Origin of the sequence: Bradyrhizobium sp. LMTR 3, from assembly GCF_001693485.1 — a bacterium.
Classification (GTDB): Bacteria; Pseudomonadota; Alphaproteobacteria; order Rhizobiales; family Xanthobacteraceae; genus Bradyrhizobium.
In genome coordinates this window covers 320,707-343,735 of sequence record NZ_MAXC01000051.1, presented here as the reverse complement: position 1 = coordinate 343,735, position 23,029 = coordinate 320,707, and the positions used below count along the sequence as shown (strand labels likewise).

Here is a 23,029-nt window from a genome sequence, read left to right as displayed (position 1 = left end):
CCAACCGGGCCGGAAGGGAGGATGACGACGTGTATCTCGGGATGGACATCGGCACGTCCGGTGTGAAGGCGGTGCTCGTGAACGAGGTCGGCGCGGTGGTCGCGACAGCCGCGCGCGAGCTTGCGCTCTCGCATCCCGCACCGCTGTGGTCCGAGCAGGATCCGGACGCCTGGGTTGATGCGGCGATCGGCGCCGTCGACGATCTCGCGTCCGCTCATCCGCGCGACGTCGCGCAGGTGCGTGGCATCGGTCTCTCCGGCCAGATGCACGGGGCTACCTTGCTCGGCGAGGACGGCCGTCCGCTGCGTCCGGCAATCCTGTGGAATGACGGCCGGTCGCATGCCGAATGCGAGCGGCTCGAGGGGGGCTGTCCCTCGCTCCACGCGATCGCCGGCAATCTCGCGATGCCAGGCTTCACCGCGCCAAAGCTGCTCTGGGTGGCCCGCCACGAGCCCGAGATCTTCGATCGGGTGGCAAAAGTGCTGCTGCCAAAGGCCTACGTGCGCTACCGCCTGACCGGCGAGATGGTCGAGGACATGTCGGACGCCGCCGGCACGCTCTGGCTCGACGTCGGTCAGCGCCGCTGGTCGGCGTCGTTGCTAAATGCCACGGGGCTCGATCTTCACCATATGCCGCGCCTGGTCGAAGGCAGCGAGATCAGCGCGGCACTCGCCCCCGAATTTTCGCAGCGCTGGGGCATGGCGAAAGATGTCGTGGTTGCCGGCGGTGCGGGAGACTGTGCCGCGAGCGCGATCGGGCTGGGCGCCATCACGTCCGGCGATGCGTTCCTGTCGCTCGGAACTTCGGGCGTCGTATTTCGTGTCACTGACAGTTTTGCGCCGGCGCCCGCGTCGGCTGTGCACGCCTTCTGTCATGCGCTTCCCGGTCTCTGGCACCAGATGGGCGTGATGCTGGCGGCGGCCGCCTCGCTCGCCTGGCTTTCGGGCGTCATGGCGACGCCTGCCGCCGCGCTGCTGGCGCCGCTCGGCGAGACCGTCCGCGGACCGAGCCCGGTCAAGTTCCTTCCCTATCTCGATGGCGAGCGCACGCCACACAACGACGCTGCCGCCAGTGGCGCGTTGGTGGGTCTTCGCGGCGCGACGGGACGCGATCAGATCGTCCAGGCCGTGCTCGAAGGCGTGGCCTTCGCCGCGCGCGACAACCTCGCGGCGCTCGCCAACGCCAGCGGGATCACGGAGGTCGATCTCGTGGGCGGCGGCTCGCGCTCGGCGCTGTGGGCCCAGATCTGCGCCGATGTGCTCGGCATTTCCGTCCATCGCGTCGAGGAGGGCGAGGTCGGTGCAGCGCTTGGCGCGGCCCGGCTCGGCCGGCTTGCCGCCACAGGCGAAAACCCTGCCCAGATCTGCACGCGTTCGCGGCGGCTTGCGAGCTTCACGCCGCGTGCGTCTGCCGAAGCCGCCTACGATGAAGCCTATCACCAGTGGCGAAAACTGTATCCCGCGCTGAAGGAGCTCTCCCTGTGAACGTGTCACCCAAATTCTTCGGGGCGAGTGCGCCGGTCGCCTACGGCGGCAAGGACGCCAAAAGCCCGCTCGCGTTCCGCTGGTACGACAAGGATCGCGTCGTGCGCGGACGGCGGCTCGAGGATCACCTGCGTTTCGCGGTCTGCTACTGGCACTCGTTCTGTTGGCCCGGCGGCGATCCCTTCGGCGGCGAGACATTCCTGCGGCCCTGGCATCGTGGCACGGATATGATGGCGCTGGCGCGGGCCAAGGCCGATATCGCCTTCGAGCTGTTCCGCCTGCTCGATGTGCCCTTCTTCACCTTCCACGATGTCGACGCCGCGCCGGAAGGCGCCTCGCTCGCCGAATCCGTCGCCAACCTCAACGCCATTGCCGATCTCTTCGAACAGAAGATGGCGTCTTCCAAGGTGCGCCTGCTCTGGGGGACGGCCAATCTGTTCACGCATCGCCGCTACATGGCCGGCGCCGCGACCAATCCGGATCCGGACATTTTCACCTATGCCGCCGGCCAGGTGCGGGCCGCGCTCGAGGTGACCAACCGTTTGGGCGGGCAGAACTATGTGCTCTGGGGTGGACGCGAAGGTTACGAGACGCTGCTCAACACCGACATCAAGCGCGAGCTCGACCAGCTCGGCCGCTTCGTCTCGCTGGTCGTCGAGCACAAGCACAAGATTGGTTTCAAGGGACCGATCCTGATCGAGCCGAAGCCGAAGGAGCCGACCAAGCATCAGTATGATTTTGATGTCGCCACCTGCTACGGATTCCTGCAGCGCTATGACCTCCTGAACGACGTCAAGCTCAACATCGAACAGAACCACGCCATCCTTGCCGGCCATTCGTTCCAGCACGAGATCGCGCTGGCGCAGGCGCTCGGCGTGTTCGGCTCGCTCGACATCAACCGTGGCGACGATCTGCTCGGCTGGGATACCGACCAGTTCGCGATGAACGTGCCGGAGCTGGCACTGGCGTTCCACGACATCCTGAAGGCGGGCGGCTTCACCACCGGCGGTCTCAATTTCGACGCCAAGATCAGGCGGCAATCGATCGATCCGGACGATCTGATCCACGCCCATGTCGGCTCGATGGATGCGTGCGCGCGGGCGTTCCTTGCCGCCGCCGACATGCTCGAAGCCGAGGCGCTGACGATGCCGGTTGCGGAACGCTACGCCGGATGGGCCGATGCCGAGGGACGCGCGATCCTCGCTGGCCAGCGTTCGCTTGCCGATCTTGCTGATCGCGCGCTGGCACCCGGTTTCGATCCGCAGCCGCGCTCGGGTCGTCAGGAATATCTGGAATCACTGGTCAACCGGTACGTCTGAGCGAGGCGAGCATGGAAACCGCAGGTAGCGCCGGGCAACCGGTTCTGGAATTGACAGGGATCGGCAAGGAGTTCGGCGCGATCCGCGCGCTGCACGACGTCGACATGCAGGTCTTCCCCGGCGAGGTGGTCGGCCTGATGGGCGACAACGGCGCGGGCAAGTCGACGCTCGTCAAAATCATCGCCGGAAACTTCCGCCCCACCCATGGCGAGGTCCGCTTCGGCGGCAACGCGGTCCATTTCTACCGTCCCATCGATGCTCGCGCGGTCGGGATCGAGGTCGTCTATCAGGACCTGGCGCTTGCCGACAATCTCACGGCGGCGGCCAACGTCTTCCTTGGCCGCGAGCTCAAGCGCAAATTCGGCCCGTTCGCCTTCCTCGATCACACTGCGATGGCGGCGCGCGCGCTGCAACTGTTCGGCGAGCTGCGCTCCGAGACCAGACCGCATGATCTCGTCAAGCAGATGTCGGGCGGCCAGCGCCAGGCGGTTGCGATCGCACGAACCCGCCTGTCGAACGCCAGGCTCGTGATGATGGACGAGCCGACCGCGGCGATCTCGGTCCGCCAGGTCGAGCAGGTGCTGGGCCTGATCCATCGGCTGAAAGAGCAGGGCGTCGCCGTCATGCTGATCTCCCACCGCATGCCCGACGTCTTCGCGGTCTGCGACCGCGTCGTCGTCATGCGCCGCGGCGAGAAGCGGGCGGATAAGTCGATCCGCGATACCAGTCCCGAGGAAGTCACTGCCCTGATCACCGGTGCGAAGGAGGCTGCGTGATGGCTATGCCCCTGGAATCCCCGATCTCCTTCACCAACGTAGGCCGTATCAGGTGGTGGCAGCGCGGCATCTTTGCATCCCAAACCGGCTACGTTCTGCTGGCGCTGCTCGTGCTGCTGATCGCGATGCATTTTGCCAGCCCCTACTTCTTCACGCAGGGCAACATGCAGAACGTGGCGAAGAATTTCTCCTTCATCGCCATTGCCACCCTCGGCATCACCTTCGTGATCATCACCGGCGGCATCGATCTCTCGGTGGGATCGATGATGTGCTTCTCCGCCATGATCACATCCATGGTGATGTCGGGCCTGTCGACGCCGGGCATGCCCGGCGCGTCCCTGTTCGTGCATCTGGCTGCGGACGGCAAGACCGTGGTCGCCAATGTACCGGGGCTGATCCTGCTTGTCTCGATCCTGGCGGGACTTGTCACCGCGCTGATCGTCGGCCTCGTCAACGGCTTCTGCATCGCCGTGCTCGGGCTGTCGCCCTTTGTCACCACGCTCGGCATGCTCTCGATCGTCCGCGGTCTCGGCTATGTCGTCTCCAACGGGCGCGGCAGCTTTCCGGGCGGACCAGATGCCGACTGCTTCTACGCGCTGACATCGGGCGATCTGTTCGGCATACCGGCGCCATTCATCTATCTCGTGATCCTCGCGGCAATAATGGCGATCGTGCTGCACCACACGAGCTTCGGCCGTCATGTCTTCGCGCTCGGCGGCAACGAGAAGGCGGCGGAATTGACTGGCATCCCGGTCGTACGGGTCAAGATCGAAGTCTACGTGATTTGTGCGCTGGCCGCAGGGCTGCAGGGCATCATCGTCTCGGGCTGGCTGGGGTCTGCGCCCGCGAACATGGCGACATCCTACGAGCTCAACGTGATCGCAGCGGCGGTCATCGGCGGCGCCAATCTCGCAGGTGGCGTCGGCGGCCCGCTCGGGGCCATCGTCGGCTGCGTGCTGCTTGAGGTGATCCGCAACGGCCTCGTGCTCGCGCAGGTCAGCTCCTACTGGCAGCAGACGCTCGTGGGCGTGATCATCATTCTGGCCGTGCTGGTCGACCGCATCCGCTCACGCATCGCTTGAGGTTACTCCGGGGGAGCAACGAACACTTCGTCTATCCGCCTTCTGGAGATTCAATTCAAAAGGATAGGCACAAATGTGGAGGGACCAATGAGGAAGATACTTCTCGCCGGAATGGCCATCGCGATGATGGCGACCCCGGCATTCGCCCAGACCTACAAGTTCGTGATCGTGCCCAAGGCGATGAACAATCCGTTCTTCGACGTCGCGCGCGACGGTTGCCTGAAGCGAGCCAAGGAGCTCGGTAACGTCGAATGCATTTACAAGGGACCGGTCGAGCATGAGCCGGCGACGCAGGCGCAGATCATCCAGGATTTCGTTACGCAAAAGGCGGATGGTCTTGCGATCTCGGTCGCGGATGTCGCAGCGATGACCAAGTCGATCGAGGCTGCGACCGCGGCCGGTATTCCCGTCATCACCTTCGATGCGGATGCGCCCGGCTCCAAGCGCATTGCCTATATCGGCACCAACAACAAGGACTTCGGCCTCGCGCTCGGCAAGCAATTGCTGCAGCTCAAGCCCGAGGGCGGCAAGTATGCCGTCGTTTCCGGTGGTCCGGGCGCCAAGAACCTCGCCGAGCGCGTCGATGGCGTGCGCGAGGCGCTCAAGGGCTCGAAGTGGGTCGAGGTCGCGGGCTCGCCGACCTTCTGCAATGACGATCCTGCGCTCGCGGTCCAGCAGATGGCGGATCTGCGCACTGCCACGCCCGATCTCGGCGCGATCGTGCCCGTTGGCGGCTGGCCGATGTTTGCGCCCGAAGGCTACAAGGCCTTCGTCAACAAGAACAAGAAGGACATCGATGCCGGCAAGCTGACGCTCGTCGTCGCCGATACGCTCAAGATGCAGCTTGAACTCCTGCGTGACGGCTACTCCAACGCGCTTACGGGACAGCGCCCGTTCGAGATGGGCGAGAAGGCGATGGACACTCTGCTGGCAATCAAGAAGGGCCAGAAGGTTCCCGAGATCATCTATACCGGCCTCGACCTCGTGACCAAGGACAATGTCGCTCAACTGTTGAAGTAGGAAACGTTCTCAGCCCCAACGTTCCTGCGCTACACTCCCTCTCCCGCTTGCGGGAGAGGGAGTGCTGGTTCGACCCTGGAGCTTGGAATGAAGCGTACACGGCTTGCGGATAGGCTCGACGTCACGGCGATTGGTCTCGGAACCGCTCCTCTCGGTGGATTGTTTGCGCCGGTCAGCGATGCGGATGCAGAGGCGACGATCGAACGCGCCTGGTCGCTCGGCGTCCGCTTCTTCGATACCGCGCCGCTTTACGGCTTTGGATTGGCCGAACGTCGCTTGGGTGGTTTTCTGCGCCGGCAGGAGCGGGACTCCTTTGCAATCTCCACCAAGGTGGGCCGCTTGTTACGCCCAGCCAATGCTGCTGCGGAAGACGATCACTACAAGGGCACGTCCGCCGAGCGGCCGCAATTCGATTTCAGCTACGACGGCGTGATGCGATCGGTCGAGGAAAGTCTCGCCCGTCTCGGCCTCGACCGCGTCGATGTACTGCTCGTCCATGATCCGGATGATCATTATGAGGATGCCGTCGCCGGTGCATTCCGCGCGCTGCGGCGCTTGCGCGACGATGGCACCGTCAAGGCAATCGGCGCCGGCATGAATCAATCCGAGATGCTCGCCCGCTTCGCCGAAGCGGCGCCGGTCGATTGCTTTCTGTTGGCAGGCCGCTATACGCTGCTCGACCAGGGCGCGCTGACGAATTTGTTTCCGATCTGTCATGCGAGGAGCATCGGCATCATTCTCGGGGGCATCTACAACAGCGGCATCCTCGCGAACCCGCGTGCCGGCGCGAAGTTCAATTATGAAGACGCCGATGCGACGCTGGTCGCCCGGGCGTTAGAGTTGGAGGCGCTGTGCCGCAAGCATGGCACCGAGCTCAAGGCCGCCGCAGTCCAGTTCTGCATGGCCCATCCGGCGGTAACGGTCGCGCTGCAAGGTGCGCGTACCGCTGCGGAGGTTTTGGACAACATCGCGATGGCCGAACGGTCGGTACCATCAGCCTTCTGGCAGGAGCTGCGCGAGCGCAAGTTGGTCGATGTATCAGCACCGCTGCCGGGTGGAGCCTGACCCATGGTGATCGACGCCCATCAGCATTTCTGGGATCCCGCGCGCGCCGATTATCCCTGGATGGAGGCGCCCGAACTCACGCGGATTCGCCGCGCCTTCGGTCCGGCCGATTTCGCGCCGGTGCTTCGCGCCAACGGAGTCGATGCCAGCATTCTGGTGCAATGCCGTTCGTCGATCGAGGAGACAGAGGAATTCTTGCGCCTCGCCGCTGTAACGCCCTTTATCATCGGTGTGGTCGGCTGGGTCGACCTGACGGACGGCGCGGTCGATGAGACGCTCGAGCGGCTACGCGGCTCGCTCGGAGGCGACAGGCTGGTCGGGATTCGTCACCAGGTGCACGACGAGCCCGATCCTGAATGGCTGCTGCGCGAGGACGTGCAACGCGGCTTGACCTCGGTGTTTGCGCACGATCTCACTTACGATATTCTGGTGCGCACGCGTGAAATGCCGGCCGCGATCGCAACTGCGCAGGCGTTTTCGCAAGGGCGCTTTGTCCTCGATCATGCCGCCAAGCCGCCGATATCAGAGGGATTCAGCCGTGAATGGGCCGATCTTCTCGTCGCACTCGCCGCTTGCGGCAATGTCTGGTGCAAGATTTCGGGTCTCGCCACCGAGGCCAGGTGGAACGACTGGGATGCGGAACGTCTGCTTCCGTTCGTCGCGCACGCCGCCAAATGCTTTGGCGAGGATCGCCTGATCTTCGGCTCCGACTGGCCGGTGTGTTTGCTCGCAGGAAGCTATGGCGCGACCAAGGGCGCGCTCGAGGAGTGCCTGATGAAGCTTGGTCCGCATGTGCGCGACAAGGCGTTTGGGGCGAACGCTCAGCGGGCATATCTTATTCCTTCTGCCCTTGAAGGTGGCGCGTAGCGCCGGACGAGAGGTTCTGTCCGCGAACTAACCCGGGCGAGGGGCATTCGCGCCAAACTACGATTTTCCACCCGACCGCAGCGCTGGTTTGACCAGAGCACTGGCCCGCGAGCGTCAGGCACTCCGGCGCATAGTTGTATGGCGTACGAAAGCCCGCTCTTGGTAGGCCATCAAGAAGGCCAGCGGTTCCACAAATAGTTCTATAATAGAATTTATATCGTACTTCGCTCGGAAGAAGTATTCCCGCCGCGTTTCTGACGGCCGCGCTGCTTCACTTACGCTGGTAGTTGCGCAAGCTATACGCCTGCAGGCGATACGGCAGCGACTGATGAATCCTATTAGGTCAGGGCTGGAGACGCCACGTCACCCAAAATGGATTGAAGCCCATTTCCGGCAAACAGAGAACTGGTTTCGAGGGACTTGACTAGTTCTAAAAAAGAACGGTAACTTGCGGAACAAGAAGGTCGGACAACGGCCGCGGTTGCATCGCGTTTGGGAGGACGAAAAATGTTGATGAAATGGAAGATCGTGGCGGCTCTGGTTTTACTTTTGAGCGGCACGGCATTCGCAGCCGAAGAGCCAGGAATCTCAGCGACCGAGATCAAGATTGGCGGCGTCTTTCCCTTCAGCGGACCGGCGTCATCGATCGGTCTCGTGGGCAAGGGACTTATGGCCTATATTCAGTCGGTCAACGACCGCGGCGGCATCAACGGCCGCAAGATCAACTACATCGCATATGATGACGCGTACAGCCCTCCAAAAGCGGTGGAGCACGTCCGCAAACTCGTTGAGAGCGACGAAGTGTCGTTCATGTTCGGCCAGCTCGGCACTCCCGGCATCTCGGCTACGGCAAAATACCTGAGGTCGAAAGGGGTGCCCAGCATCGCGATTATCAGCGGGTCATCCAAGTTCACTGACGTCGCCAACTACCCGCTGACCACGACAGGTCTTGTCAGCTACGACACCGAAGGAAAAATCTACGCCAAATATCTGACGAAGGCGCTGCCAAACGCCAAGTATGCGGTCCTCTACCAGAATGACGACCTCGGCAAGGACTACCTCAACGCCTTCAAGGCGTTTCTCGGCAAGGACTTCGACCGAAAGGTCGTAAGCGCTTCCTATGAGGTCACCGAACCGACGGTCGATTCACAGGTCGTAAACTTGAAGAGCTCTGGTGCGGACGCGCTTGTCATCGCCGGCACGCCGAAGTTCGCGGCGCAGGCCATCCGGCAAGCCTCGGTGATCGGCTGGAAGGCGACCGTAATCATTAATTTTCCTTCGGGCTCGGTCGGAGGCACGCTAGCGCCCGCCGGTCTCGACAAATCCGTCGGCGTAATCGTCGGTACGACCAACAAGGATGTTCTGGATTCGACCTGGAAAGACGACCCGGGCATGCAGGCCTTTCGGGGGTTTTTTGACAAGTATTTGCCGGGCGCTGACATCACCAACGGCAGCTATCTGACCGGCTATCAGCAAGGCGTCCTGCTCGAGCAGATTCTGAAGCAATGCGGCAATGATCTTTCACGCAAGAATATTCTTGCGCAGGCCAAGAACCTGAAAGACTTCATCGTTCCGACTGCGCTGCCTGGCATCAAGGTCAACACCACCGACACCGAGAACATGATCTGGACGCAAATGCGATTGCAGCGGTGGAGCGGCACGAGTTGGCAAGCCTTCGGCGAAGTGTTGGACGCCAGGTCCGAGTGACCTGGCGCGGGCGAAACGACGGTTCCGGCAGGTTCGCGACGTGGGTGCGAACTGCCGGCCGGTCGCGCCCATCAGGCCGATTGACAACTCGCGCCACCCAGGCCGACGGACCCGCGAGCACCAGCTATCGGTGGTGAATCGGGTTGCTGCCTTCGAGCGCTCCTTTCCGGGTAATTCAGGAGATCATTTTCCATGTCGACGAAGGCACTGACGTTTGCGCCGAGGGAGCTTTGCGTAGAGCGTCGAACCGACGGCACGCTCATCTTGAGCTCGCCCGTTGAGTTGGGTGAGTGCGCCTGGCGCATCACGGATTTCCTTCCGACCTGGGCAAATTCTGCTCCGGATAAAGTTTTTCTTGCGCAGCGCAATGCGAAGGGCGGATGGGACGAGATTACCTATGGTGAAGCATGGTTGCAGGTTCAGGCGGCCGGCCAAAGCCTGATCGATATGGGCGCAAAGCCGGCTGACAAGCTGGCGGTACTTTCAGGAAACTCCATCGAGAACGCCGTGATCTCGTTTGCCGCGATGTCGATAGGGGTAATTCTGGCGCCAATATCGCCAAACTACACGCTGATGCCCGGCGGCCTGGCTCGTCTCAAGGATATCGCGGAGGTGCTGCGCCCGAGTTTCGTTTTCGTTCAGAGCGGACGAGACTTTTCTGCGGGCCGCTCCATTCCGGAACTGGCAGCCGCGACCTGGATCAGCGTCGATGGCGCGCCGGACACGGTGCCGTTCCAGGCTCTGACCGCCCGAAGCGGGAGCGACGGATTCGAGCGCGCGTCACGTGCGGTATCTTGCGACGCTGTCGCAAAGATACTCTTCACGTCCGGTTCGACCGGTTTCCCCAAAGGCGTGCTCAACACCCACCGCATGATGGCGAGCTCACTGCAAATGGGGAGCCTGCTGGTGTCTGCTCCGGATGCGCCGGTGCAGGTCGAGTGGCTGCCATGGCACCATACAATGGGCAGCAACGTAATCCTTCACGGCATTCTGAGGAATGGCGGTACGCTTTACATCGACGATGGCCGGCCGCTGCCTCAGCTCTTCCACAAGACGGTCGCGAACCTGAAGGAAATTTCACCCACCGCCATGTTCAACGTGCCTGCCGGCTATAATCTCTTATGTGATGCGATCGAGAACGACTTCGATCTTGGCGCCAGCGTGTTCAAGCGGATGGATAGGCTGAGCTATGCCGGGGCTGCAATTTCGCAGGCGACGCTCGAGAAGCTCTATCGATTGACATCCTCGATTACCGGTCGGCGAATCCCGGTCATGTCGGGATACGGCACAACCGAAACGGCCCCGACAATCAGTACGACCCATTGGGCGACCGACCAGCCGGGAGAGATCGGCCTTCCCGCGCCGGGTCTGCAACTAAAGCTGATCCCGGTTTCCGATACTTATGAGGCGAGGGTGAAGGGACCCAACGTCACCCCCGGCTATCTCGGAAGGCCGGATTTGACGGAGAAGGCCTTCGATGAGGAAGGATTCTATCGCATCGGCGACACCGTCTCGTTTCTGGATCCGCAGAAGCCGGAGCGGGGGCTGCGTTTCACGGGCAGAATTTCCGAGAACTTCAAACTCGCAAACGGCACGTGGGTTTCCATCGGGAATGTGCGCGCGGCAATCCTGGCTGCAACGCGCGGCGTATTGCTGGACATTGTCGTTGCGGGGGAAAACCGTGAATCGTGCGCGCTGCTCTGCTGGTTGAATCCGACCGAGGCGGCGCGAATTTCGAAGACGCCAGCCTCGGATTTAACCTGCGACGCTCTCGTGGTTCAATTTCTTAGAGATCGTCTTCAGGAATATAATGAGACCGTTGGAAGCAGCGAACGAATCTGTTCGTTTTCCCTGCTGAAGGATCCACCGTCAATGGCGGCAGGAGAAATCACCGACAAGGCCTACGTCAATCAACGTGCTGTGCTGAAACATCGCTCTGAACAGGTCGAACGCCTCTACTGCAACGACGCAAGTCGAGATGTGATCCGGATCTAGGTGCGGTTCAACCGTTCGCGAGACCGTTGCCGGATATCTCGTTTCCGCCATATGGCGCCTACGATATGCCTGCGCGGAGATCTGGTTAGTCAGGCCTTCGATGCGAAGCCGGGGTGGGCGGCCACCTCAAGCGGCGCTGCGGCGCGCCTTTGCCTTCGGTTTCTCTGGCGCCTTTATTGCCGGGGTGGTTCGGGCACCAGGGCCGGGGTGGGTATGAACCTCCTTGGCCGAAAGTGGCTCGCCGCATTCGGAGCACACCATGACCGGATCGAAGTTCTTTCCGCATTTGCGGTGCTGGTGCAGCAAAGGTCGCCCGCGTTCGTCGACCATGTGCGTGTCGCCCCAATGCACAATCGCCATCATGATCGGATAGAGATCGAGTCCCTTCTGGGTGAGGATATATTCATGCCGTTTGGGCGATTCCTGATAGGGAATGCGACGCAGTACGCCCTGGCGGACCAGTTTCTTCAGTCGTTCGGCGAGCAGATGGCGTGTGATTCCGAGCGCGGACTGAAATCCCTCGAAACGGCGCGTGCGCAGGAAGCACTCGCGCAGGATCAGAAGCGTCCAGCGGTCGCCGATCACGCCGATGGTCCGGGCCATCGAACATGGCTCTTCTTCCAGTTCATCCCATCTCATTCCGGCTCTCCAGTCTTCCCGCGCTCATTCCGCTCGAATCGTCCAGGGAACTTTTGGTTCCGCTACCATTCTAGTTAGGTACTAAACTCCAAACAATCCCCTAGGGTTCGCATTAAATTAGGAAAACTCCGCATAGTTTGACAGTTCGTTTTTAGAACTGTAAGGGTAAATGGCAGGCTTGGGTTCAGCCTGCTGATGATCGAACCTGACCAACAACGTGCTCTCCGGGAGGAGTCGACATGCCCCTGAAGGTAGAATTCCAGTTCGATTTCGGCAGCCCCAACGCCTATCTGGCGGAGGTCGCCATTCCGGGGATCGAGCGGCGTACCGGCGTGAAATTCGAATATGTCCCGGTTCTGCTCGGCGGCATCTACAAGGCGACGGGCAACATGTCGCCGTTCGATTCGCTTCGCGGCATCAAGAACAAGCCGGAATACCAGGCGCTGGAGACCCAGCGGTTCATTCGCCGCCATAATGTCACGAAATTTCGCCAGAATCCGTTCTTTCCGGTCAATACGCTGATGCTGATGCGCGGCGCCGTCGCGGCCCAGTTCGAAGGCGTGTTCGAGCCCTATTTCCGCGCCGCCTACCATCATATGTGGGAGGAGCCGAAGAAGATGGACGACCTCGAAATCTTTCGTAACGCATTCATCTCCTCAGGCGTCGATATCGACCGGTTGATCGCACGCGCGCAGCAGGATGACGTCAAGAAGAGGCTGATCGACCTGACCAACGACGCCGTCAGCCGGGGAGCATTCGGCTCACCGACCTTCTTCGTTGGAAAGGAAATGTTCTTCGGCAAGGACCAACTCCGCGATGTCGAGGAATCGATCGTCGAACAGACCAGACAACCTGTTTCCAAGACGGCCTAACAGCGCCTATTGTCCGGGTTGAGTGACGAAAGCCAAACTCCCGGACCCAAGCAAAGTGAACTCAGGGAGAATGCCTCATGCCTGGCCCGCTTAGCGGTGTTCGCGTCCTCGATCTGACCGGCGTGGTGTCGGGCCCGTTCGCGACCATGTTTCTGGCGGACCAGGGCGCCGACGTGCTGAAGATCGAGCCGATCGGCGGCGATATTACGCGCCGCAGCCGTGCCACCATCGACAAGGACGGCGAGTTCTCCGCGCTGTTCATCTCTTCGAACCGCGGCAAGCGTTCGCTGTCGATCGACGTCAAGAGCACGGGTGGCCGTGAGGTGCTCACCAGGCTGATCGCGCAGGCTGATGTGCTGGTGCAGAACTTCCGGCCCGGTACCATGGAGCGCCTCGGTTTAGGCGTGGAAGAATTGCGCCAGCGCCATCCGCGCCTGATCTATGTCTCGATCAGCGGCGTCGGCGACACCGGCCCCTATGTAAAGAAGCGCGTCTATGACCCGATCATTCAGGGCCTGTCGGGCTTCGCCGATATCCAGTCGCAGCCGGTAACGAATCGTCCGCAAATGATCCGGACGATCGTATGCGACAAGACCACTGCGGTGTTCACTGCACAGGCGGTGGCGGCAGCGCTCTATGCCCGCGAGAAAACCGGGCAGGGCGATCATATTCAGGTCGCGATGCTGGATGCGATGATTTCCTACCTGTGGCCCGAAGGCATGATGCAGTATACGGTGGTGGGGGCCGAGGCCGCCGCAGCCGATCCCAACGATCGGCCGGATCTCGTCTTCAAGACCAGTGATGGCTACATCACCGCCGGCACGATTTCAGATTCCGAATGGCAGGGCTTCTGCCGGGCATCCGGCGATCCCGAGCTTGCCAACGATCCCCGGTTCGCGACGCCATCGGCGCGTTCGGTCAACGCCACCGCCCGCATCAACAAGATGGCTGAGTATATCAGCCAGCATACCACCGCCGAATGGCTGGAGCGGCTGGATGCCGCGGATGTACCTTGCGCGCCGATCCTGCGGCGGAGCGAAATCATCCACAATGAACAGGTGGTGGCGCGCGGTATCATCGCGGAATTCGATCAGCCGAAGGTCGGACGGGTGCGGCAGCCGAAGCCCGCGGCCCGCTTCGAAATCAATGAGGCTGCAATTGGCGGGCCGGCGCCGAGGGTCGGTGAGCATTCGCGCGACGTGTTGCGCGAACTGGGGTATGACGACAGCGCCATCGACAAGATGGTCGCCGAACGTGCCGTACGCGTGGCCGTCTAGGCCAAGCTCAGATCTTCGCCGCTGCCGGCGTGATCGGTGCCACCGGGACATTCGCCGCGACGGCTCGCTGATAGGCCTCTCGGCCTTGGATGCGCTCAAGGTAGGGTTGCGCGTTGTCGCAAATGCCGACGCCGTAGGCGACGGCCCAATCGAGGCATGTCGTAAGCAGGATGTCGGCGCTGGTAAATTGGTCACCCATCAGGAATGTCCGGCCGTCTGCCAGCGCGACCTCCACGTGTCGTAGCTGTTGCCGGAAATATTCGCCGGCCTGCGCGACGACTTCGGGCGCAATTCCATAGATATGTCCCAGTGCATCCGCGCGATGGCGGCGCATGACGTAGAGGCTCGTAGAATCGAGTTCGGCGACGATAAAGAAGCACCATTCGAGCCACGCGGCATACTCGCGTTGGGCTTCGGGGATCAGCGAGCGTTCCGGCGTCGAATAGGTTCGCGACAGATAGGCGACGATCGCGGCGCTTTCACCGATGCAGAAGTCGCCGTCCTGCAGCAAGGGGATCTTCTGGCGGGGATTGAGCCTGGTGTATTCGGCCGTCTTGGTCTCGCCGGTCCGCGGCCCGATCGGCTTGACCTTGTAGGATAGGCCAAGCTCGTGCATGGCCCAGTGCGGACGAATGGTGCGGCTTGTTCCAACGCCCCACAGGGTGAGATCGGGTGTTGCGCTCATCACCATTTCTCCACGGACGGACGAAGATCGAGTTCATGGGTCCAGCCGTCTCGGCTTTGCTGATGGGCGAACCAGTACGCCTCGGCGATGGAAGACGTCTTCGTCAGGCTGTCCGGGGGAATCTCGCTTGCCTCGATTCCCTTCGCCGCTTTCATGCGCTGATGAATGGCTTCGCTATCCACGCCGGCGTCGATGATGAGATGGACCACGTGGATGTTCTTCGGCCCCAGTTCGCGCGCCATGGCCTGGGCGACCGCGCGAAGGCCGAACTTCGCCGATGAAAACGCCGCAAACCCCTGGCCGCCACGGACACTGGCGGTCGCGCCGGTAAAGAAGATGGTGCCGCGCCCACGTGGCAGCATGACGCGCGCAGCCTCGCGTCCGACTAGGAATCCCGCGTAGCAGGCCAGTTCCCAGGCCTTGAAGAACAGCTTTTCCGTGGTCTCCACCAGGGGCTTGTTGACATTCGATCCGGCATTGAAAAGGCAGACCTCGATCGGCCCGATATTGCTTTCGACGTCGGAAAAAAGCTTTTGAACTCCGGCTTCCTGACGAGCATCGACGCTGAAAGCGTGGATACGATGACCCGCAGCGGCGAGTTCATCCACCAGTCCCTGGGATTTGGCTGCGTCACGCCGGCAGATACAAACGGTGTAGCCCCCTTTGGCAAAGCGACGCGCGACCGCCGCGCCGATGGCGTCGCCCGCGCCCACGAGTATTGCAACGCCGCGACTTTCCGCCATTCTCGCCTCTCCAATAGGTTCTTATTTGATACTTATAGGTAACTCCTATCGACCTCGTTGTAAACGAGCTTTTTGAGAACTCTCAAACATGACAGGCCTCCTGCCTCTTTGGAGCCGTGGACACCAGAAGATGAAATAGCAATTGACGAGTTCTAAAAAAGAACGTTAACTTGATATCGCACGTGACGCGGCAAGGGCGACGTTGGCTGTTCGGGAGGTTGACGGTGACGGGTCTTTCAGGGGCAATCGATATCGATGAGATTGCTGCGGGGCTGCCGCGCCGAATCCATGAAGTAACGACCGGCCACGTCGTCAACGCCCCGGACCGGATCGCCCTGGTCGAAGATGGCGCTGCCTGGAGCTATCGTGACCTGGATGGGCGGGTCGCCGAGATCGCGGCTGTTCTCACCTCGCTGGGGGTGAGAGCGGGTGATCGGATGGTTATTGTCAGCGAAAACTGCATCGCGCTGGCGGCCTTGCTGCTAGCGTCGAGCCGGCTCGACGCCTGGGCAATCGTCGCCAACCCGCGATTGTCGACGCGCGAGTTGGACCAGATCCGCGACCATAGCGGCGCCCGCCGGATGTTCTTCACGTCAGGTGTTTCGAAAGAGGCCGCGGCGCACGCATCACGCTATGGTGCGGAGAACCGGCAAGTTGGCGCGCTGCGGGAGATTGGCATCGGCCCGCTGAACGAAAGCGCCACTGTCGAGCCGGTGGAGGCCGATCCGGCAAAACAAGTAGCTGTCCTGATCTACACCTCGGGAACGACGGGCACACCGAAGGGGGTGATGCTCTCTCACGAAAACCTGCTGATCAGCGCCAAGACCACGGCGCTTTTCCGCAGGATGGATCGAGACGACAAGATCTATCTGGTGTTGCCGATCTCGCACATCGTCGGTATCTCGCTCCTGATCATGACGCTAATGGTCGGCGGCACGGTGCGGATGGTCAGCAAATTCGATCCGGCGGCAACTGCCAAGGCGATCGCGGAGGAGGGCGTAACCATCCTCAATGGCGTGCCCGCCACTTATCAACGCCTGCTGGAGTACAAAAGCGTATCGGGTCTGACACGGCTCGACCCGGGCTCGTTGCGCTTGATTGCCGTTGCCGGCGCGCCGCTCGACCTGAATTTGAAGCTGCGTGTGGAGAAGGAGTTCGGCCTTGCGCTCCTCAACGGTTATGGGATCACCGAATGTTCGCCCGGAATATCCGGCGTGCGCTTCGATGCGCCGCGGTCCGACCAGGCGGTTGGTACGCTGCTGCCGGGAGTAGAAGGGCGCATCAGAACAATCGACGGCATACCGCTGTCAAAGGGTGAGGTCGGAGAACTTCACGTTCGCGGACGCAACGTGATGCGCGGCTATTATCGCGCGCCGGAACTGACGGCCAAGGTGATCGACAGCGAGGGCTGGTTCAATACCGGCGATCTGGCGCGCTTCGACGGCGATTGCCTGTATGTCGTCGGCCGCACCAAGGAAATGATCATCCGCTCGGGCTTCAACGTCTATCCCGCCGAGGTGGAAGCGGTCCTCGGTTCACACAAGGATGTGGTGCAATGTGCCGTCGTCGGCCGTCCGGCCGACGGCAATGAGGAGATTGTCGCCTTTGTACAGTTGCTGCCGGGGTCGCGCGCGACGCCGGCAGATCTGATGGGCTTCATCCGATTTCAGCTCACCTCCTACAAGCGGCCATCCGAAATCATCGTCCTCGATGCCTTGCCGGCCACTTCGACCGGCAAGATACTCAAGCATAAGCTGGCGGAGTCATTACGCGAGGGTGACGAAGCTCCACCGGCGCAGACGGCTCCACTTCGTAGACAGCAGATCTAACCTGACCGGGAGAAGACCCTTGCAAAAGAGAAACGCAGCCGTGGCCGTGATCGGCGCCGGGGATTACATCGGCGGCGAGATTGCGAAGAAATTCGCGTCCGAGGGCTTCACGGTGTTTGCCGGACGCCGCAACGGCGCCAAGCTCGAACCACTCGTCAAGGAGATCGAGCAGGCCGGCGGCGAAATTCACGCCCGCTCGCTCGACGCACGCAAGGAGGAGGAGATTATCTCGTTCCTCGGCGATGCCGACAAGCATGCGCCGCTTGAGGTGTGCATCTTCAACATCGGCGCCAACGTCAACTTTCCGATTCTGGAAACCACCGAGCGCGTGTTCCGCAAGGTCTGGGAAATGGCTTGTTACTCCGGCTTCCTCGCCGGCCGCGAAGCGGCGCGGCTGATGCTGCCTCGCGGCAAGGGGAATATCTTCTTCACCGGAGCGACGGCCAGTCTGCGCGGTGGATCCGGCTATGCAGCCTTTGCCAGCGCCAAGTTCGGTTTGCGGGCCGTCGCCCAGGCGGCCGCTCGCGAGTTGGGGCCCAAAAACATCCACGTGGCGCATCTCATCATTGATTCCGGCGTCGACACCGAGTGGGTGCGCCAGCGACGGATCGAGGCACTCGGTCCGAACGCGCTGGATAACCCCGATGCCTTGATGCCGCCGTCATCGGTCGCGGAGTCCTATTGGTTGCTCTATCAGCAGCCGCGCAGCGCCTGGACCTTCGAACTGGAGATCCGTCCCTTCGGCGAGAAGTGGTAGCGGGAGCCTCGCACGATGGAGCTCGAACTTTCCAGCGAGGACGCTGCGTTTCGTGACGAGGTGCGTGCTTTTATCGCGGAGAACTATCCGCAGGAAATGCGCGTTCCAAATCCAGAGACCGATTTGACCAAGGAGCAGTCGCTGCTCTGGCACCGCATCCTCCACAAGAAGGGGTGGATCGCGCCGCTCTGGCCCAAGGAATATGGAGGCCCCGGCTGGTCCGTCACGCAGCGCTTCATCTTTGAACAGGAGACCTCACGCGCCGGGACGCTGCCGCCGCTGGCGTTCAGCGTCACCATGGTCGGCCCGGTCATCTACACCTTCGGCAACGATGCGCAGAAGAAGAAGTTTCTGCCGCGAATCCTCTCTGGTGACGACTGGTGGTGCCAGGGCTATTCGGAGCCGGGCTCAGGCTCCGACCTTGCGTCCGTTCGCACCAAGGCGGCGCGTGACGGCGATCACTACATCGTCAACGGCCACAAGACCTGGACGACGCTGGCCCAGCATGCCGACTGGATCTTTTGCCTGGTGCGAACCGATCCTGCGGCAAAGCCTCAGGCCGGCATCTCCTTCCTGTTGATCGACATGAAATCGCCCGGCGTCACCGTGCGGCCCATCATCACCATCGATGGATCGCACGAAGTCAACGACGTGTTCCTCGAGGACGTGCGGGTCCCCGTGGAGAACTTGATCGGCGAGGAAAACAAGGGCTGGACCTACGCGAAATTCCTGCTCGGCAACGAGCGTACCAGCATGGCCGGGATCGGCCGGTCCACTCGGTATCTCGGGCGTCTCAAGCAGATCGTGAGAACCGAGATCGGCGAGGACGATCCGTCCTTCGGGGAGTTCATCAGGGAGATCGCGCGCGTCGAGCTCGATGTGCTGGCGCTGGAGGCAACCGAACTGCGTATCGTGGCTCAGATGTCGCGCGGCATCGACCCGGGGCCGGCTGCGTCGCTGTTCAAGATCCGGGGCACCGAGATATTCCAGCGCATCACTGACCTGACGCACCAGGCGATCGGTAATTACGGTCTGGCCATCCGTGAGCACCCGGTGAGCGCCAACCGCTTCATGCCGGGACCGGACTACGGGCACACCGCGACCGAAAAGTACCTGAATTCCCGCAAACTCAGCATTTACGGGGGATCGAACGAGATCCAGCGCAACATCATCGCGAAAGCTGTTTTGGGTCTCTGACCACATCGCACGAGGCATCGGATGGATATTCAGTTGACGGAAGAACAGGAATTGCTCCGTTCCAGCATTCAACGCTTCCTGCGCGAGCAGTACGATTTCGACGAGCGCCGCAAGATCGTTGCGACCGATGAGGGCTGGAGCCGCAGGCACTGGAAATCCTTTGCCGAACTTGGGCTCTGCGCCGCACCGTTCCAGGAAAACTCCGGCGGCCTTGGTGGCGGCTCGCTTGCGACGATGATCGTGATGCAGGAGTTCGGCCGCAACCTCGTCGTCGAACCGTATTTTGAGACGGTTGTCCTCGCCGGCGGCGTGATCGAGGACGTCGGCTCGCCCGAGCAGCGCCAGACCTTCCTGCCGAAGATCATGGAGGGCGATGCGATATGGGCGCTGGCCTGGGCGGAGGGACGATCACGTTATGATTTCCACAACGTCACGACCACTGCACGCCGCCAAGGGGACAAATTCGTTCTGAGCGGGACCAAAGCTGCGGTGGTCGGCGCGCCCTGGGCCGATAAGTTGATCGTTTCGGCGCGTACCTCGGGCCAGCAACGCGATCGCGACGGCGTAAGTCTGTTTGTCGTGGATCGCCATGCGGCCAATCTTCACCTGCAGAGCTTCAAGACGGTCGACGGCCGGCGCGCCGCTGAACTCACGCTGATGAAAGTCGAGGTGCCGGCAAGCCAGATGCTGGGGAGCGAAGGCGAGGGCGTCGCTGCCCTGGAGGCGGCTCGCGATCGCGCTATCGCGGCCCTTTGCGCGGAAGCCGTCGGTGCCATGACGGAGCTGAACTCGGCGACGCTCGAGTACAGCAAGACGCGCAAGCAGTTTGGGGTTGCGCTGGGAACGTTTCAGGTGCTGCAGCACCGCATGGTCGACATGTTCATCGCGCTTGAGGAATCGATTTCGCTCACTCAGCATTTGAATCTAACCCTGGCGTCGAAGGAACCGAACGGATCGAAACTGGCGTCCGGCGCCAAGACCAAGGTGGGCTATGCCGCGCGCTTCGTTGCAGAGCAGGCCGTGCAACTGCACGGCGGCATGGGCATGAGCGACGAGTTGAACATCGGCCACTACTTCAAGCGAATAAGCTCCATCAACGTCCAGTTCGGCGATCCTGCCTATCATCTGATGCGGTACGCGCAGCAGAGCTAATTCAAGTTCACATGCGCGGGTCATCTCGTGCCCAACGGAGAGTAACCATGACTGAAGCGGTAATCGTTTCGACTTCACGGACAGGCATCGGCAAGGCTTATCGCGGTGCGCTCAACAGCACCGAAGGTCCGACGATGGCCGGCCACGTGATCGCCGAAGCGGTCAAGCGCGCGAGGATCGAACCGGGAGAGGTCGAGGATGTGGTGATGGGCTGCGCGATGCAGCAGGGCACCATGGTGATGAACGTCGCGCGCAAGGGAGCAATCCGAGCCGGCCTGCCGGTGACGGTAGCCGGCACGACAATTGACCGCCAGTGCGCTTCCGGTCTGCAGGCGATCGCAGTCGCCGCGCGTTCGGTCATGTTCGACGGCGTCGAGGTCGCGGTTGCCGGGGGCGCGGAGTCGATCAGTCTCGTCCAGAACGAGCATATGAACAAGTTTCATGCGATCGACGATGAATTGATGGCTTTGAAGCCGGAAATGTACATGTCAATGCTGGATACGGCCGAGGTCGTGGCGGAGCGCTACAGGATTTCGCGTGAGCGCCAGGACGAATACAGCCTCGAATGTCAGCGCCGCACGGCGGCGGCTCTCCAGGGCGGGCGATTCAACGACGAGATCGTCCCGTTCAGGACCAGGATGGCCGTCATGGACAAGGACACCAAGCAGATTTCGTTCAAGGAGATTACGCTGACAAAGGACGAGGGGCCACGCCCGGAAACGACAGCCGAGGGTCTTGCCAGCATTAAGCCGGTGTTTGAGGGCAAGACGATCAGCGCCGGAAATGCCAGCCAGCTTTCTGACGGCGCGTCGGCCTGCGTCATCATGAGCGATAGGCTGGCGGCGAAGAAAGGCCTTAAGCCGCTTGGCATTTTCCGCGGCTTTGTCGCGGCCGGAGTCGAGCCGGATGAAATGGGCGTCGGGCCGGTAGCCGCTATTCCGCGCCTGCTCAAGCGTCATGGTCTGAAGATCGATGACATCGATTTGTGGGAGCTGAACGAGGCCTATGCCGTTCAGGTGATCTATTGCCGCGACAAGCTCGGGATCGATCCTGAAAAGCTCAATGTCAACGGCGGTTCAATCTCGATGGGCCACCCCTATGGAATGACCGGAGCGCGCCTCGCCGGCCACGTGCTGATAGAAGGGCGCCGCCGCAAGGCCAAATATGGTGTAGTGACCATGTGCATCGGCGGCGGCATGGGCGCGGCCGGGCTATTCGAAATGGTCCATTGAACGAAAACGCGGCAACAAACCGGAGGCACGTGTGAAGACAGCAATTACCGAAATGTTCGGCATCGAACATCCGATCATCCAGGGCGGAATGCACTATGTGGGTTTTGCCGAACTCGCGGCCGCGGTGTCGAATGCCGGCGGGCTCGGAATCATCACCGGCCTGACGCAGAGGACGCCGGAACTGTTGGCGAAGGAGATCGCGCGTTGCCGCGATATGACGGACAAGCCGTTCGGCGTGAACCTGACCTTTCTGCCGACCTTTACCGCGCCTCCATATCCGGAATACATCGCAGCCATCAGGGAGGGCGGCGTCAAGATCGTCGAAACCGCCGGCCGCAGCCCCCAGCAGTACATGCCTGCCTTAAAGGCGGCTGGCATCAAGGTGATCCACAAATGCACGTCCGTCCGGCATTCGCTGAAGGCCGAGCAGATCGGCTGCGATGCCGTCAGCGTCGACGGTTTTGAGTGCGGCGGCCATCCCGGCGAAGACGACATGCCCAACATGATCCTGTTGCCGCGTGCGGCCGAAGAACTGAAAATACCGTTCGTTGCCTCCGGCGGCATGGCCGACGCGCGCAGCCTGGTTGCGGCGCTGGCGATGGGCGCCGCGGGCATGAACATGGGCACACGCTTTATCGCCACCAAGGAAGCGCCGGTGCACGAGAACGTCAAGAATGCGCTGGTGAAGGCGTCGGAACTCGATACGCGCCTGGTCATGCGCGCGCTGCGGAACACCGAACGGGTCCTGAACAACAAGGGTGTCGAGCACCTGCTCGAGATCGAGCGAGAGAAAGGCAAAGGCCTCAAGATTGACGACATCCACGACCAGGTGGCGGGCGTCTATCCCAAGGTGATGATCGAAGGCGATATGGATGCGGGCGCCTGGAGCTGCGGCATGGTCGCTGGACTCATTCACGATATTCCGACGGTGAAGGAACTGATCGACCGCATCATGGCGGATGCCGAGCGACTGATCAGGGGCCGGCTGACGGGATTCCTGGACGCCGATAGCGAGGCAGCCCTGAAGGTCGCGTGAAGGCACGACGGGAGTAGCGCGAATGGCCGAAGATCGGATCGAGGTCGATACCGGGACAGGTGAGCTGCTGTGTGAAATCCGGGATCGCGTGGCGCTGATCACACTGAACCGGCCCGAGGCGCGCAACGCCTAGACAGCGACCTTTGACCGGGGCGAGGTCGCGACGGCCGAAAGTCGCTAAGCCACTGGAGTCGGTTGGCGGCAAACACGAAAGTTGGTCAAGTAGAGTCAGTTGGTTGACCGATAAGGCAAGCTGCCATCATTTTCCAAACATTTGATCTCGGCATCAACTTAC

The 23,029-nt window shown here is 61.6% G+C and carries 20 protein-coding genes and 1 pseudogene; 18 read left to right on the top strand and 3 right to left on the bottom strand.

Annotation, left to right across the window (positions count from 1 at the left end):
* The first annotated feature begins 29 nt into the window (after positions 1-29).
* The 9 genes from xylB (at position 30) to LMTR3_RS31860 (ending at position 11,315) form a co-directional block, all read left to right on the top strand.
* Entirely contained in the window at positions 30-1,484 is a 1,455-nt protein-coding gene (gene xylB / locus LMTR3_RS31900) for a xylulokinase (RefSeq protein ID WP_065748913.1), read from the top strand.
* Positions 1,481-2,803, top strand: coding sequence for a xylose isomerase (gene xylA, locus LMTR3_RS31895; RefSeq protein WP_065748912.1), 1,323 nt, complete (start codon positions 1,481-1,483; stop codon positions 2,801-2,803). Before xylB ends, xylA begins: the two co-directional genes overlap by 4 nt.
* Before the next feature lie 11 nt (positions 2,804-2,814).
* On the top strand, positions 2,815-3,579 hold the full coding sequence (locus LMTR3_RS31890) for an ATP-binding cassette domain-containing protein (RefSeq protein ID WP_065748911.1): 765 nt from the start codon (positions 2,815-2,817) through the stop codon (positions 3,577-3,579).
* On the top strand, positions 3,579-4,661 hold the full coding sequence (locus tag LMTR3_RS31885) for an ABC transporter permease (RefSeq protein WP_065748910.1): 1,083 nt from the start codon (positions 3,579-3,581) through the stop codon (positions 4,659-4,661). The genes LMTR3_RS31890 and LMTR3_RS31885 overlap by 1 nt, the downstream gene beginning before the upstream one ends.
* 87 nt (positions 4,662-4,748) lie before the next feature.
* Positions 4,749-5,681 (top strand): sugar-binding protein, encoded by a 933-nt coding sequence (locus LMTR3_RS31880; protein ID WP_065748909.1) that lies wholly within the window; start codon positions 4,749-4,751, stop codon positions 5,679-5,681.
* 87 nt (positions 5,682-5,768) lie between these two features.
* Positions 5,769-6,746, top strand: a complete 978-nt coding sequence (locus tag LMTR3_RS31875; protein WP_065748908.1) for an aldo/keto reductase — start codon at positions 5,769-5,771, stop codon at positions 6,744-6,746.
* 3 nt (positions 6,747-6,749) lie between these two features.
* Complete coding sequence (locus LMTR3_RS31870) at positions 6,750-7,613, top strand: amidohydrolase family protein (protein WP_065748907.1); 864 nt, start codon at positions 6,750-6,752, stop codon at positions 7,611-7,613.
* A gap of 507 nt (positions 7,614-8,120) precedes the next feature.
* Positions 8,121-9,320: an ABC transporter substrate-binding protein gene (locus LMTR3_RS31865; RefSeq protein ID WP_065748906.1), complete on the top strand. Its 1,200-nt coding sequence runs from the start codon at positions 8,121-8,123 to the stop codon at positions 9,318-9,320.
* 192 nt (positions 9,321-9,512) lie between these two features.
* Complete coding sequence (locus LMTR3_RS31860) at positions 9,513-11,315, top strand: AMP-binding protein (protein WP_065748905.1); 1,803 nt, start codon at positions 9,513-9,515, stop codon at positions 11,313-11,315.
* Positions 11,316-11,441: 126 nt separating this feature from the next.
* On the opposite strand, the gene LMTR3_RS31855 is transcribed toward LMTR3_RS31860, so the two are convergent.
* On the bottom strand, positions 11,442-11,954 hold the full coding sequence (locus tag LMTR3_RS31855) for a winged helix-turn-helix transcriptional regulator (RefSeq protein WP_065748904.1): 513 nt from the start codon (positions 11,952-11,954) through the stop codon (positions 11,442-11,444).
* A 239-nt stretch (positions 11,955-12,193) separates the two neighbouring features.
* Here LMTR3_RS31855 and LMTR3_RS31850 point away from each other — a divergent pair, with 239 nt between their 5' ends.
* Both LMTR3_RS31850 and LMTR3_RS31845 read left to right on the top strand, forming a co-directional pair.
* A complete protein-coding gene (locus LMTR3_RS31850; protein ID WP_065748903.1) occupies positions 12,194-12,826 on the top strand; it encodes a 2-hydroxychromene-2-carboxylate isomerase in 633 nt (210 codons plus the stop codon).
* Positions 12,827-12,903: 77 nt separating this feature from the next.
* The gene (locus LMTR3_RS31845) at positions 12,904-14,103 is read left to right on the top strand and encodes a CaiB/BaiF CoA transferase family protein (RefSeq protein ID WP_065748902.1); all 1,200 of its coding nucleotides are present in this window, start codon (positions 12,904-12,906) and stop codon (positions 14,101-14,103) included.
* 7 nt (positions 14,104-14,110) lie between these two features.
* Here the strand turns inward: LMTR3_RS31845 and LMTR3_RS31840 are convergent, their stop codons facing one another.
* Entirely contained in the window at positions 14,111-14,788 is a 678-nt protein-coding gene (locus LMTR3_RS31840; protein ID WP_065748901.1) for a glutathione S-transferase family protein, read from the bottom strand.
* The gene (locus tag LMTR3_RS31835) at positions 14,788-15,531 is read right to left on the bottom strand and encodes an SDR family NAD(P)-dependent oxidoreductase (protein ID WP_065748900.1); all 744 of its coding nucleotides are present in this window, start codon (positions 15,529-15,531) and stop codon (positions 14,788-14,790) included. Before LMTR3_RS31835 ends, LMTR3_RS31840 begins: the two co-directional genes overlap by 1 nt.
* A gap of 224 nt (positions 15,532-15,755) precedes the next feature.
* Between LMTR3_RS31835 and LMTR3_RS31830 the strand changes: the two genes are divergently transcribed.
* The 7 genes and pseudogenes from LMTR3_RS31830 to LMTR3_RS38110 form a co-directional block, all read left to right on the top strand.
* On the top strand, positions 15,756-17,360 hold the full coding sequence (locus LMTR3_RS31830) for a class I adenylate-forming enzyme family protein (RefSeq protein WP_084029944.1): 1,605 nt from the start codon (positions 15,756-15,758) through the stop codon (positions 17,358-17,360).
* 19 nt (positions 17,361-17,379) lie between these two features.
* Positions 17,380-18,117: an SDR family oxidoreductase gene (locus LMTR3_RS31825; protein ID WP_065748899.1), complete on the top strand. Its 738-nt coding sequence runs from the start codon at positions 17,380-17,382 to the stop codon at positions 18,115-18,117.
* Between the two features lie 15 nt (positions 18,118-18,132).
* Positions 18,133-19,314: an acyl-CoA dehydrogenase family protein gene (locus LMTR3_RS31820; protein WP_065748898.1), complete on the top strand. Its 1,182-nt coding sequence runs from the start codon at positions 18,133-18,135 to the stop codon at positions 19,312-19,314.
* A gap of 21 nt (positions 19,315-19,335) precedes the next feature.
* Positions 19,336-20,466, top strand: coding sequence for an acyl-CoA dehydrogenase family protein (locus LMTR3_RS31815; protein WP_065748897.1), 1,131 nt, complete (start codon positions 19,336-19,338; stop codon positions 20,464-20,466).
* Between the two features lie 47 nt (positions 20,467-20,513).
* Entirely contained in the window at positions 20,514-21,698 is a 1,185-nt protein-coding gene (locus LMTR3_RS31810) for an acetyl-CoA C-acyltransferase (protein WP_065748896.1), read from the top strand.
* Between the two features lie 31 nt (positions 21,699-21,729).
* Positions 21,730-22,734: an NAD(P)H-dependent flavin oxidoreductase gene (locus LMTR3_RS31805; RefSeq protein WP_065748895.1), complete on the top strand. Its 1,005-nt coding sequence runs from the start codon at positions 21,730-21,732 to the stop codon at positions 22,732-22,734.
* 22 nt (positions 22,735-22,756) lie between these two features.
* A pseudogene (locus LMTR3_RS38110) lies at positions 22,757-22,864 on the top strand (enoyl-CoA hydratase); the annotation flags it as partial.
* Positions 22,865-23,029 lie beyond the last annotated feature (165 nt).